The sequence below is a fragment of the Phosphitispora sp. TUW77 genome, assembly GCF_048453025.1.
Lineage (GTDB): Bacteria > Bacillota > Thermincolia > Thermincolales > UBA2595 > Phosphitispora.
The window spans coordinates 2418574-2431956 of the sequence record NZ_CP156677.1; the positions used below are offsets into that span (position 1 = coordinate 2418574).

At 43.3% G+C, this 13383-nt stretch carries 10 protein-coding genes; 2 read left to right on the forward strand and 8 right to left on the reverse strand.

The genetic code is table 11. The annotated features are described in order from the left end of the window. Nucleotides 1-18: 18 nt before the first annotated feature. Complete coding sequence (locus ABFY19_RS11695; protein WP_418790822.1) at nucleotides 19-1698, reverse strand: S-layer homology domain-containing protein; 1680 nt, start codon at nucleotides 1696-1698, stop codon at nucleotides 19-21. Between the two features lie 264 nt (nucleotides 1699-1962). On the opposite strand from ABFY19_RS11695, the gene ABFY19_RS11700 reads away from it, so the two are divergent. Beyond that, entirely contained in the window at nucleotides 1963-3315 is a 1353-nt protein-coding gene (locus tag ABFY19_RS11700) for a citrate/2-methylcitrate synthase (RefSeq protein WP_418790823.1), read from the forward strand. 90 nt (nucleotides 3316-3405) lie between these two features. Beyond that, nucleotides 3406-3630: a small, acid-soluble spore protein, alpha/beta type gene (locus ABFY19_RS11705; protein ID WP_418790824.1), complete on the forward strand. Its 225-nt coding sequence runs from the start codon at nucleotides 3406-3408 to the stop codon at nucleotides 3628-3630. A 121-nt stretch (nucleotides 3631-3751) separates the two neighbouring features. On the opposite strand, the gene ABFY19_RS11710 is transcribed toward ABFY19_RS11705, so the two are convergent. The 7 genes from ABFY19_RS11710 to ABFY19_RS11740 form a co-directional block, all read right to left on the reverse strand. Continuing rightward, nucleotides 3752-4249, reverse strand: coding sequence for a hypothetical protein (locus tag ABFY19_RS11710; RefSeq protein WP_418790825.1), 498 nt, complete (start codon nucleotides 4247-4249; stop codon nucleotides 3752-3754). A 235-nt stretch (nucleotides 4250-4484) separates the two neighbouring features. Beyond that, nucleotides 4485-6065, reverse strand: coding sequence for an S-layer homology domain-containing protein (locus ABFY19_RS11715; RefSeq protein ID WP_418790826.1), 1581 nt, complete (start codon nucleotides 6063-6065; stop codon nucleotides 4485-4487). A gap of 91 nt (nucleotides 6066-6156) precedes the next feature. Next, a complete protein-coding gene (locus ABFY19_RS11720; protein ID WP_418790827.1) occupies nucleotides 6157-8079 on the reverse strand; it encodes a polysaccharide biosynthesis protein in 1923 nt (640 codons plus the stop codon). Between the two features lie 9 nt (nucleotides 8080-8088). Next, entirely contained in the window at nucleotides 8089-8880 is a 792-nt protein-coding gene (locus ABFY19_RS11725) for a tyrosine-protein phosphatase (RefSeq protein ID WP_418790828.1), read from the reverse strand. Continuing rightward, nucleotides 8873-9577: a CpsD/CapB family tyrosine-protein kinase gene (locus tag ABFY19_RS11730; RefSeq protein ID WP_418790829.1), complete on the reverse strand. Its 705-nt coding sequence runs from the start codon at nucleotides 9575-9577 to the stop codon at nucleotides 8873-8875. Before ABFY19_RS11730 ends, ABFY19_RS11725 begins: the two co-directional genes overlap by 8 nt. Before the next feature lie 13 nt (nucleotides 9578-9590). Further along, nucleotides 9591-10913: a GumC family protein gene (locus tag ABFY19_RS11735; RefSeq protein WP_418790830.1), complete on the reverse strand. Its 1323-nt coding sequence runs from the start codon at nucleotides 10911-10913 to the stop codon at nucleotides 9591-9593. A 63-nt stretch (nucleotides 10914-10976) separates the two neighbouring features. Further along, the gene (locus ABFY19_RS11740; RefSeq protein WP_418790831.1) at nucleotides 10977-13352 is read right to left on the reverse strand and encodes an O-antigen ligase family protein; all 2376 of its coding nucleotides are present in this window, start codon (nucleotides 13350-13352) and stop codon (nucleotides 10977-10979) included. Nucleotides 13353-13383 lie beyond the last annotated feature (31 nt).

A 13383-nucleotide genomic window follows, 5' to 3' on the forward strand; every position in this document is an offset into this window, starting at 1 on the left:
GTAAGAACTCCTTTCTGATTAGCGAATCACAGCCCTGGCTAAAACTGCGGCCGCTTCCGCCCTGGTAAGTTTCCCCTCGGGGTTGAAGGTGCCGTTCGGATACCCGCTCATTATGCCCCTGCCTGTAATTTGAAGAATTTCTTTTTCTGCCCAATGGTTCTTTATATCAACAAATCCTGGTTCCATATCAGTTAGCGACACTTCCACCTCCAGAGCCTTTCCCAATACGACGGCTGTCTCGGCACGGCTTATAGGCATATCTGGCCCAAAGGTGTTGTCATTGTATCCTTGAATCAATCCTGCTTCCTTTACCGCCGTAATATATGCACCGGCCCAATGCCCGGCAGTATCGCTAAATGCTGCAGCATCTCTGAAGCCGGGGCCGTCTTCCGCGGGCTCAATACCAAGCGCTTTACAAAGGATAACGGCAAATTCAGCTCTGGTTATCCGGTTCTCCGGCTTAAATGAATTATCTGTATATCCCTGTAAAATGCCCTTTTCTACAAGAAAACGGATTGAGCTTTCCGCCCAATAACTGCCACGAACATCACGAAACATAATGTCCGAAGGCGGTTCCTGAAAATCGGGGTGATCCAGATTTACCTTCAATATATTGGATGATACTATAAAGCCCTCAGGGTCAGAAACCAACAAGCGGTAATACCTGATACCACTGTCTTCAACGTAAAGCAGTCGTTCAGCGGCATACCTATCGGTAACCACAGCTATTGGCTGACCCAGCCGGTCATCAAGTGAACGATATTCCAGCAGGGTATATGTAAGAGGATTGTCCTTATCATCCAGGCTTCGACTCCACTGAAAAGTATAATACGGAGTAGTATACTCACCATACCTTTTTCTGGTAAGTGCCAAAACAGGAATCGTAGGCGCCTGGTTTAAGCCTTCTGCAGGCTGACCTGCGAGCTGCAGCCAGTATTCATAAAGACCTGGAGTTTGTGCAGCCAAAGGCAGGTAAATATTCTCCTGTGGATAAATGTTATACATTGTTGTACCGAAACGAATAGTTTCCGTTCTTTCAGGCTGGTCGTCAAAATAAAAGATTTTCCTGGCATTAGGTGAACCAAACAACTGAATATAGTCGGAAGTGGCTATCTCGACAGGCTGCCACTTGTGTTCAGCATTGCGATCTGCGTTAACGTTTTCGTTATTCAGCAGTCCCCTTAATTTAGCGTAGCGCGAGTACTGCCAATTTTCATGAAAGTCAATATTTTCCTGATTAAATAAATGATATATCGTAAAATGATGGCCATATTCGTGTGCAAGGGTTACAGCCATAGCATTTTCTTCATTTACATCGGAATCCGGAAAATATATTATTTCGTTGTCTGCTGAAAATCTTTTCTCCGTTCGTCCATCTGGCCATGTTATTGTCTCAATACCGCCATAATACATACTACTGTAGTTCCCCTGATATATTTTTACTCTATTGAATAACTCAATCTCCTCAAAATGCTCATTTCTCATCAACTCATCCCAAACTGTTTTTAGTTTGTCCTGGTCTGTCCATTGAGGATGGTAACTTAAAATCTCTATTCCATTAGCACCCGTATACTTAGCCAGTAAGGGGTCACTGAACGAAGAAATCTGAAAAGGCACAAAAGCCCCTGTCGCCCCAGCCATAGTAAATACAATAAATAATATCGGCAAAGTAAAGAGTTTCTTCACAAATCTAAGCACTTTTGACATCCTCCTCACGGAAATTACCCTTTGCTATGTAAAACAGTTATCTTAATTTTTTCTACTTTTTACTACTCTTTCCTCCATTTAAATTTAAAACTGGATAACAAAAAGGCGCAAAGCCGTGAATATAAAGAATCTCGAATTTCCGAGAGACTTATTATGCAAAAAAGAGGAGTACAGGGTATTAAGGAAGAAAATATATAAACTTTAAGTAAATTTTCAAAATTATTCAACAGCATATGTTACGGAGGTATATTTATAATGACTAATCATAACCCTGAATTTATTGACCAACTTGCAGCACTGGCCAAAAAAAATAATAAAATAAAAAGTGAAAATTATGCCCGATATGACGTGAAAAAAGGCCTTAGAAACAGCAATGGGACCGGTGTACTGGTTGGCCTTACAGAAATCGGGAATGTTCATGGATATGTTATAGATGAAGGCGAAAAAGTCCCTGTTGAAGGCAGGCTTACATATCGCGGCATCAATGTAAAGAGCCTGGTTGCCGGGTTTCAAAAAGAACAGCGCCATGGTTTTGAAGAAGTATGTTATTTACTGCTTTTCGGTGAGCTCCCTAATGCAGAAGAACTTGAGAAGTTTACTCAAATGGTCAACGATTACAGGATACTCCCTGAAGGCTTTCTCAGGGACATGATTCTTAAAGCTCCCAGTAAAAACATAATGAACAAACTGGCCAGGAGTGTTCTGGCCAGCTACTCATATGATCCCAACCCAGATGATACAAGGCTGAAAAATATCCTCAGACAGAGTATTGAATTAATCGGACGGTTTCCTACCATGGCAGCATATGGCTATCAGGCAATGGCTCATTACCATAAGGATGAGAGCATGTTTATTCATAAACCTGACCCGACTCTTGGAACAGCAGAAAATTTTCTTCTGATGATTCGCCCGGACGGTAAATACAGTAAAACAGAAGCAGATATTCTTGACCTGTCCCTAGTACTTCATGCTGAACACGGCGGAGGTAACAATTCCGCTTTTGCAACTCGTGTAGTATCATCAACCGGGACAGACACTTATTCTGCAATAGCAGCGGCTTTAGGATCACTTAAAGGCCCTAAACACGGCGGGGCAAATATAAAAGTAATGGAAATGATGAAAAATATCAAGCAAAATGTTTCGGATTGGAATGACCGGAATAAATTAGAATGGTATCTGGAAAAAATTCTAACTCGGGAAGCCTTTGATAAATCAGGACTCATTTATGGTCTGGGGCATGCCATATATACAATTTCTGATCCCAGGGCCGAACTACTGAAAAAGAAAGCCTTTGAACTGGCGGAAGAGAAAAACAAGGTAGATGAATACAATCTATACTTGGCAATTGAGGAATTGGCACCAAAAGTGTTTTCCAGGGTCAAAAAATCAAACAAAAATCTCTGTATTAATGTTGATTTTTACTCAGGTTTTGTATACAGTATGCTAAACATTCCCATAGACCTATGCACCCCTCTCTTTGCCATTGCACGGGTACCGGGCTGGTGTGCCCACAGAATAGAGGAACTGGTAACAGTTAAAACAATTATGCGCCCCGCCTATAGAAGTGTGCTTAGTCAAAAACCTTATGTACCTTTACATAAAAGATAAAAAAAAGACAAATTTACACTGAACTTCCGTTAATAATACAGCATATTGTTTTGGCGATAACAAATACTATCACCAATAGGAGGTGATATAATGGGCGCTGGACAAAAAAGCAATAAGCTGGTAGTCCCTCAGGCTAAAAATGCCATGGACCAATTCAAGTATGAAATGGCAAATGAAGTTGGCATATCCGGACAAATTCAAGGCGGATACTGGGGACACATTTCTTCAAGAGATTGTGGCGCTGTTGGCGGTCACATGGTTAAACAGATGGTTCAGGCTTATGAGCAATCCCTGGCAGGAAAAACCGGATTTTAATCAAAAGCTGATTTAATCAATAAGCTTATATTTAAAACAAACTAAATACAGGGTGTGCAGACACCCTGTATTTTATGCGACCACTGTTTAAGTTTTTTGTGTAAAATTTTTGCAAAAATTGTTATTGAGTTATTTTGCCATATGTAATGGTACCTTCTTGTTCCGGAATATTATAAGCAAAAGTTACACTTGAACCATCATCACGCGCTCCTGTTAATGCAAGAGATTCCTGGTCAGCGATGTTCATACCATTCTTAAAACCCATTTTAGTAAGTTCAGCCATATATTCCTTAGCATCATTGACGGTCATCTTTGAAAATGACACGGTACAAGCCCCCTGAGCTACTGTTATGACTCCGGTTATAGTAGCTTTTGGTTCCGGCAAGTCCCCCATATCATCTTCCGGCCAATCCAACTGCTGTCCTGTTTGCAAAGAGCTGTCTTCACTATCTACTGTGACTCCATCTTCATTGATATCGACCTCAGCTCCGGTTGCGTTTTCCACAATTTTTTCGGCAGCTTTTTCAGCAGCTTTGTCTTCGACGCTCCCACAGCCCATAAGGCCAAACATAAGAAAAGTAAAAATTAAAAGCGCCAAAATCCTGTTTTTCTTCCTCATATCACCCCTCCTTAAATATTTTCTGCACAGACAATAACTAAACATGTCATACTGCAATTATACAGTTATACCCATATTTTTTCAACAATATCAGGCGAAGCTTCTTAACCTTTTTTATTCAAATCGGATAAAATTAACACCTTCCCATCTGCCAAAAAAAGGGAGCGCCCATAAGCTCAAACTTATGAAACACTCCCTGAATTTCAAGCAATATTCCTTCATTTCAAAAAGTCACTTATTGAAGCTGCCCTAAAGCATTAAGTTCCCTTTTAATCATTACGGCTCCTTCTGCTCTGGTGGCATTTGCCAGACCGGCAAAAGTATTTGCGGTTCTACCGTTAATGATACCTTCCTTAACCGCTGCGGCCACACTCTGCTTAGCCCAATCAGCTATCTGCTGGCTGTCGGCAAACATACCCAACTGCTGGGCAGTTTCATCAGCGGAGAGTCCAACATTCTTACCACCCGCCTGAAGGGCATTTACAATCATAACAGCCATTTCCTGACGGTTGATCTTACCATTTGGATTAAAGTTACCGTTGTATCCGGCAACTAATCCGTTAGCTGCTGCAGTTTCCACCATTTGATAGTACCAAGCAGTGGAATTAACATCCTTGAAGGTTTGCACAGCCGGGTTCACTGCTGTAAGGCCAAGAGCTCTGACGAGCATTGTGGCAAATTCCGCCCTAGTAATATTGGCCTCCGGAGCAAACGCGTTGTCACTGACACCATTAATAATACCATTGTCTGCTAAAAGCTGAACATCATTCTTGGCCCAATGGCTCATGATATCAGCAAAAGCACAGGTTTTGACACACAGGGTATAATTACTAAAGGAATCAGTCTCAAACCATACAAGATTGTTAACTGCATCAACCTCGCCCCCGAGGGCTACCAATCCATTTTGAGTAATCCGGGCAGCTATCAGATTTCCTTCATTGATACCTGCCACATCTGAATCGTCATAAGCAATGGCTACTCTAATCTTCTGGGCAAATTTGGTAATGTTATATTCTTGACCATCTGATACAACAACAATCTCGAAGTTAAAGACCTTGCCAATTGCTATAAAGTTAGCATACCCTGGGGTGGCAATGATATCTGCAAGGTTAACGGCAGCAGGGGTAACCTCTTCTGCCTGAATAGTAACCTCAAGGTCAGGATCAGCCGCGATTAACTCAGCTAATTCAGGAACATCAAGGGCACCGGCAGGAATCGTAAAGGTAACATCGCCTATCTCGACACTCACTTCCTCTGCTTCAGTACCTACCAAGTCCTCAGCCGCTACTTCTGCTTCTGTAGAATCAGAAACTGTTGTGGAACTGCTGGAACTGCTGCTGCTTGACGAGCCCTCATCCGGTGGAGTTGGCAGAGTCATTATAATATCATAGAGAGGTTGTTCGTCAACATAAACAGTCCCATACACTTGGTTATCATCAGGTACAGTAAACGTTTCAGGAACGTCATAAACCAGTGAGTAAACAGCGCCATAAACGGAATCAGTAGTCTCAAAAGTTTTGGTGAACTCATCGCCATAGACAGTAATAACAGCTCCGTCAGCATCCATAAATTCTACCGAGATGCTGTCAAATGAAGACAGAGGATCACTTACTGCAAGCTGAATCAAAAACTCATAATTTTCGTAAGTTAAACTGTCTTCATAAGCCGGAACTATAGAATCCCCTGTCGCAACAAGCGCCGCTTCGGCACTCCCTACCATAGTGAATGGGCTCACTAAGATGGTAAATAGGAATGCAATAAACAAGACAAAACAAATGTTCCCTGCGGTATACCGCATTCTTGAAAAATTCAACATTCTTTTTCACCTCCTTTCATTAATTTTTGAACAACAAAATAAATTTAACCACTTTAATTTTAACATTGATTTCCAGTGTAAACAAGCTTTTTTAAGCATAAGGATGTTTACCTGCCGCAGCTTCATTTGAGCAATCACTTAGTTCCCGGATTATTTCCGGTATTTCTATCCGATAGCTGGGGACTATGCCTTTAAGTAATCGTTTTATTTCCGCCACACTAACGGCATCTTCATTGGTATAGACAGCCTGGTATAGCTGCCGGAGCTGAAACTGGAATTGCTCCCAGGGAATTCCGATAGGTTTGCCGATAAAAATCCGGTTATGCTTGGTTGCCCCAATCCCCTCTTCACTTGTAAGTATTTCCTCAAAAAGCTTTTCCCCCGGACGAAGTCCGGTGTACACTATGCTTATATCCTTGTATGGCTCCAAACCTGACAATTGTATTAAATCCCTAGCCAGGTCAACTATTTTAACCGGTTTGCCCATATCCAGAATAAAAACTTCCCCTCCCTGGGCCAGGGCCCCTGCCTGGATAACCAATTGGACAGCCTCCGGAATAGTCATGAAATAACGGACCATATCAGGATGGGTAACCGTTACCGGGCCGCCTTTTTTTATCTGACGCTGGAACAGGGGGATAACACTCCCCCTGCTGCCCAGTACGTTTCCGAAACGAACAAGGGCAAATTTGGTACGGCTGCTCTGCCCATAACCCTGAACTATTATTTCGGCAACACGTTTACTTACACCCATCACACTTGTGGGGTTAACCGCCTTATCGGTGGAAATCATAATAAAACGGGAGATTCCAAATTGATGTGCACATTCAACAAGGTTCTTAGTTCCGAAAATATTGTTTTTAACAGCTTCTGCAGGGTGGGTTTCCATCAAAGGCACATGTTTGTGGGCTGCGGCATGAAATACAACCGTAGGGCGAATGGCTCGGAACACCTGCCTGATTCGCTTAATATCCTGAATATCGGCAATAATCGTTTCTAATGTCAGATCAGGAAAATTCTGTTTCAACTCCATTTCAATATTGTAAATACTGTTCTCACCATGCCCCAACAAAAGCAGCTTACCAGGAGAAAACGGTGCTACCTGACGGCATAATTCCGACCCTATAGAACCCCCGGCCCCGGTAACCAGAACTACCTGACCGGCAACATAATCAGCTATTTCCTCCAGCTCAATATGGACCGGGTCACGACCCAGCAGGTCATCCAAACTGACCTCACGGATCATATCAATTGAGATATTTCCATTAATCAGGTCAGAGACACGGGGCAATATTTTAATCTTGGTCCTGGTGGTTTTACATATCTCAATGACTTTAGAAATTTCAGATCTGGGAGCCGATGGGATGGCAATTACAATCTTCTGTATTGACTGGCTGACCACAAATTCAGGGATCCGGTCCCGGCCTCCCAAAATCGGGAGTCCCAAGACTTCCATGCCCCATTTTTGCGGGTCATCATCAATAAAAGCAACCGGATACAGGTCTGAACCGGTAGAATGCTTTAATTCTTTGGCTATTAAAACACCGGCCTGCCCGGCACCAATGATTAAAGTCCGGCGATGATATGGCTGGATTTTCATGTAGGTGTCCCTGAACATACGCCAGGCAAACCGTGAACCGCCGACCCCCAAAATTACAAAGGCCCATGTTAAAATATAAATTGAACGGGGGACAATAAAATGAGGGAATTTTATAAGTACGATATTGTGGATAACAAAAAAAACAAATTCAGATAATGTTACAGCCTTAATCAATGATACTAATTCACCGATACTGGCATACTGCCAAACCCGGCGATACAGCTTAAAGTTTAAAAACAGAGCTATATTAAGAACAATATTTATAATTATGACATATGGGAGCAGTGTAAAATATTTTAGGTCCACTTGGAAATCAAACCTAAGACAATAAGCTGATATAATGGCAAGAGCTATAATTAAGCTGTCCAAGGCTCCCAGACAAAGCAGTCGTAACCTAAACCCCAATCGTTTCACCCCTCGATATCAAGTATCAACAAATATCCCTTTAAAGAATCCTAATAAGCTCCGCTTCTCTTTATGCAGGTATAAAGGTACTTTTAAATCAACCTTTTCCCCTAAGAGCACTCTTTTGTTGATATTTTTAACTTCTTCGGGAATTTTGACATCAATCGCCGTTAAGATATGCCACGCCTTAGTAATACCCGGGCTTCTGCCGCCACACGAATGAGCATCTGAACCAATCAGGTGAATTAAAGAATTATTTGCCATAAAACAGGCCGTTTTTTTAATATTATCACCATACAACCCCGTGAAACTCCCGGCATTAAGCTGCAGCAAACACCCCTTTTGAACCAGATTTAATGCCAATTCCGTCCTGCGGCATATCTCAAGGTTCCTCTCAGGATGAGCTATTATAGGGGTTACCCCCATACCCTTTAACTCAAGCAAAACATCTTCAGTATATTCAGGTATTGTTTCCATTGGGAGCTCTACCAAAAGGTATTTCCCGTTATCATTTATTGTGATTAGTTTCCCTTTTGCCAATAGCTCAGGAATGTTTGGACTCAGGTAAGCTTCACAACCAGGTATCAGTTCCAGTAAAATGCCTTTTGAATTTAAAATGCCCTGAAATTCACCGGTCCTGGCAAGTATGGTATCCCTGTCGTTTTCATAAACCCCCTCAAGATAATGAGGTGTAGCCACCATACGGGTAATTCCGTCAAATACCGCCATCCGGGCCATTTCCAGGGCTGTCTCCATATCGGAAGCCCCATCATCAAGCCCCGGCAATATATGGGAATGAAAATCAAGCATTTTTCCTCTTGCCCTTCTTCTCACCATAATAGTAGTAGTAATGATAATCTTCTTCAGATACCTTTGTTCCGTATAAAACCGTACCGATTATTTTGCCATTGGCCTTTTCTATCTGTTCTTTAGTTTGTTTTACCATATCAATCCTGGCAACTCCGGCACGCAGCACCAATATAACCCCATCCACCTGGGCCGATAAAATAGCGGCATCAGTTACCGCAACTACCGGCGGTGAATCAATAAGGATAATGTCGAACTTATTTTTCAGGTGTTCGAGCAGGTCTTGCATCCTGTTGGAACCCAACAGTTCCGAAGGGTTGGGCGGTATTGGGCCACACGGCAGTACAGATAATCTTTCCACCGCCGCAGACTGAATGGTAATATCGATATCTGCCTGTTCCACAAGGATATTGGTGATACCTTTTAACCCTGATACTTCAAAAACCCTATGCTGGACAGGTTTGCGCAAATCACAGTCAATAACAAGTACTTTAGCCCCCGCCTGGGCCATAGCTACCGCAAGATTGGCCAAGGTTGTGGATTTTCCCTCACCGGGTCCGGCGCTGGTTATCATTATTGTCTTAAAAGGCCTGTCCAGGGCGGAGAAATGAATATTGGTCCTCAGTGTCCTAAAGGCCTCCGCTATCGGTGACTTAGGATTTGTAGAAGTAATCAGGTGCCTTTTATCATCTTTTTTCACCGGGTTCACCCCTTTAGTTTAAATCCTGGGTTTTTGCCAGGGGAATTGTGCCCAATATCGGCAAACCCAAGTGCTGTTCAATATCATCCGGTTTGTTGATTGTATTATTCATCAGTTCCAGGATAAAAGCCAGTCCTACAGATACAACCAAACCCAATACCAAAGCAATCGCCAGGTTTAACATTTTCTTAGGGCTTACCGGACTGTTCTGGGGAAATGCCGGAGTTACTACCTCCAGACTGTTCTGGCCCAGGTTAACGGATTTGGCTATTTGTACCTGGGTAAGTTTCTCCTCCAGGACGTCCCTTGTTTGCTTGACCTGGTCCGCTTTTTCCTGGAGCTGTGTTTCCACCTGCCGCTTTTTATTCAGTTCGGTCTGAATTAATTTAAGGTCCTCCTGTATTTCATTTACACTCTTACTAATACTCTGTTTCCTGGCATCATGCTCAGCCAATTCAACGGTCCGTGATGCCAGCAGCTGGGTCAATTCGGCATATGCAGGATTAATTTCTTCAGTTTCATAGGGCTGTCCCGTCTGCAGGTCCACCTTCTGTAAAGTAATGGTTTCCGGTGTATCCTGCAGCTTCTGTTCTGCAGTCGTCATCCCTGCCAACGCCTTATCATAATCAGCTTCTGCCTGAAGAAGCAAATTCTGGTAAATTGAAAGCACCTGGTTTTTGTTTTGGACCTCTTGTTCCAGGTATTCAACATTACGCACCTGGCTTTTTTCCTGATTCAATTTATCTATTGCCTGGGTAAGTTCTTGATTCTTTTCAGCAAGCTGTTTATTTAAAAACTCGGCAGACCGCACCAACTGTTTCTGGTTACCGGTTCCCACAAAATCAAGGAACTCCGCAGCCAGAGTATTGGCAATATCGGCTGCCAGCTTAGGGTCCGTATTTTTTACTGATAACTCAATAAGATTTGTTTCCGTAACTGCCTGTACAGTTATAAGGCCCCCCAGGGATTTCGGGGTATAAACGGCTTTGTCAAGCTTAAGGACATCTATGACTTTTCTCATTAAAGCTTCATTTTTAATTTGCCCTACATATGTCTTAATAGTCATCACAGGCAGCCGGGAAAGGGTATCAACCACAGATTCCAGGTCATCCTGCTGCTGTTTGGTCTGAGATGACTTTGGGTCCTGGTATTCTTTAACCATAATCACAGTCTTGCTTTCATACACCGGTGAAAGAACAAAAAAGCTCAGGATACCGCTTGTAATAACCGCAAGTACGGTAATGCCGATAATCAGCCATTTCCATTTAAGGAGCATTTTCACATATGCTATCAAATCAATTTCAGCTAATTCTTCATATTCCCTGTGATGTTCCATCAGTCTTTTCCTCCGTAGTTAAAATACTTGTCCTGGCAGTTTGATAATTACCATCACGCTATATTAACTCCCTATTTTTAATATTTTCTGCAGCTCCAGAACAAGTTCGGGGTAACTCTTTAACAATACTTCACTGTAGATTTCGGCTTTGTCAGGAGAAATCTTGGTCCTGGCAGCATTAAGGTATACCGCAAGCTCACCGCTCAAAGACCTGGTAAGCACAGCGCCGCTATTGTCAATTTCCTCCAATATCCCTGCTGCCCTGTGATAATCCCCCAGTAAATAGGCGGCCTCACCTTCGTATAAGGAAACAAGTGAAGTGAGCTCCAGCCTGTTTTTCTGGGGTGCCTTTGACTGGTCAAGGGTCTGCAGCTTTTGTTCCAGCTGCTGCCTTAAGCCGGAGGCCTTCGTCCAGTATAGCTCTGCTTTTTCTTTCTGCCCCTTCTGATAAAGGTAATGACCTGCGGTAATATAGACCTTACCAAGAATCTCAAAATTGTGTTCATCCAATGGGTTATGCAAAACCAAGCTCTCGGCATCATTAACCGAGCTTTCAATTCTGCCTGACAGGAGCGATATGGTCAACAGCCTCAGCCGGACCTGGTAATTATATGGTTCCGAGCTGACAGCCCGTTCGGAGTATTTCTCTGCCAGGGATATCTGTTCCGGATCATTTGCGGCCATACCCTTAATTGTATAAACATGAGCCAAATCAGCAGCATAAGATGCTGTAAAAGGATCAAGGGCCGTTGCGGTCAAAAGTTTCCGTTCTGCCAAGACCCAGTTACGCTGTTTCATCGCTTGGGCAGCTTCAGCACTACGCAGCCCGGCAGTATAAAAACATGCTGCAGGTATAAACAGCAATCCTGCCGCAATAAAACCACCTACGGCAGCAAACAGCATTTTCCGGCTTGTTGTAGCAGCTTTTTGTCTGTCTTGTTTATTTGAAAGATATATTTTCACTGCAGCTCTTGTGATTCCCCAGAGAAACCATAAAACAATACCCATGGCCCCCATAGACAAATCAAAATCGAAAATGCTGTGAATCCCCAGAGTGGCAGCCGCTGCCCCGCCTGCCCATACCAAAAGCCAGGTTTGCTCATCAAGGTCTTCCCGCCACAAACGATACAGGTTTTGCCCCCATAAAAACCAAATGCCCAGCAAAACCATAAGACCTATAAATCCGGTTTCCACCAATACTTTGGCAGGATAGTTATGGGTTTCCGATGAGAACATCAAATAAGGCTGGTACTGGTGATACAAGGCATCCCACCCGGCGCCGCCAAGCCCGTTCACCGGATAATCCAACGCCATCCGCAGAGCTGTATTAGCCATATCAATACGGGCTAAATAACTGTAAGCCTGATTGTTAATAGACCCGGCCCTCTTAAGGGCATCTGAAGGAGCAAACTGGGCCGCAACAGTAGGAACAGCCTGAGCGGTATATCCCACATAAACAAAAAGTACTATAAGGGCATAAGCAATGACCCCGCCTCCCAGGGCCTTCCGGGTCCTGGCCTGAACCTGCTTACGTTCCAGCCAGCTGATTATAAAATCATATAACCAATGGGCCAATATCACTATGATAATTCCTGCTAATAAATACTTGAGGGCAGGGCCACGAAGTGCGCCAGTCCCCTGCAATTCCTTTAAATGTGGCTGTATAACCCTGGCAGCCTGTAAACCAACTCCCAGGCAGACAGCCAGACTGAAAGCGGTGTAAAACCTAAAATTCTTTGGCATACCGATAAAGAAAAGGATTAAAACAATTGGATAAAGGAACCAACTGCCTCTTGACTGGGAAGTTACAATTACAGCTATCAGCAGCATATTGCCGGCCGCATATGCAGCCCTTACCAGTGTTGTCCTGGCGGTATTAAGCAGCCCAAAACCTAAAAAGGTCCCCAGGGCGAGGAATGTTGCCGTGGTATTAGGATACTGAAGGGTTGAATAAATCCTGCTGCCAACAACTGCAGCAGGGTATTTGACTATCCCTGCGGCAGCGCCAAGGCCGATAACAGCAACTCCGACGGCGCTAAGAAAAACTACCCGGTACAAGGTCTTGATGTCCTTTTCCTGCCTGACGATTTGTACCACAATCCAGTAAACCATAAAGTAATTAATGACCTTCAGTAGTTCACCTACTGCCCCCCTCATGTTAACTGCCCCAAAAAGAGAAAAGACGTAGGTCGCAACAAAGGCTATCAATAAATAGTCTAAGGTGCCTTTGAAAAACACTACATCTCTGCGCAGCAGCTTATCATACCAGCAAAGGGCAAAAACCACCGAGGTAACCAGATGTGTTGCCAGCAGCTCTGGAGTGAAAAACAAGCCCCTGAGAAACGGAGGATAAAATAAAAGAAGAACCAAACCGGCATAGGCAAATACGCGCAAATTCAGATTCAAAAGTAGTGGACGTGATTCAGTATTGTGTGCCATGTATTGACATTATTCCCCTCTATTGCTAATT

Bases quoted from the DNA above. Each gene is read 5' to 3' on its own strand.
- ABFY19_RS11700 (WP_418790823.1), top strand. From the start codon at position 1,963: ATGACTAATCATAACCCTGAATTTATTGACCAACTTGCAGCACTGGCC.
- ABFY19_RS11705 (WP_418790824.1), top strand. From the start codon at position 3,406: ATGGGCGCTGGACAAAAAAGCAATAAGCTGGTAGTCCCTCAGGCTAAA.
- ABFY19_RS11710 (WP_418790825.1), bottom strand. From the start codon at position 4,249: ATGAGGAAGAAAAACAGGATTTTGGCGCTTTTAATTTTTACTTTTCTT.
- ABFY19_RS11715 (WP_418790826.1), bottom strand. From the start codon at position 6,065: ATGTTGAATTTTTCAAGAATGCGGTATACCGCAGGGAACATTTGTTTT.
- ABFY19_RS11725 (WP_418790828.1), bottom strand. From the start codon at position 8,880: ATGCTTGATTTTCATTCCCATATATTGCCGGGGCTTGATGATGGGGCT.
- ABFY19_RS11735 (WP_418790830.1), bottom strand. From the start codon at position 10,913: ATGGAACATCACAGGGAATATGAAGAATTAGCTGAAATTGATTTGATA.
- ABFY19_RS11740 (WP_418790831.1), bottom strand. From the start codon at position 13,352: ATGGCACACAATACTGAATCACGTCCACTACTTTTGAATCTGAATTTG.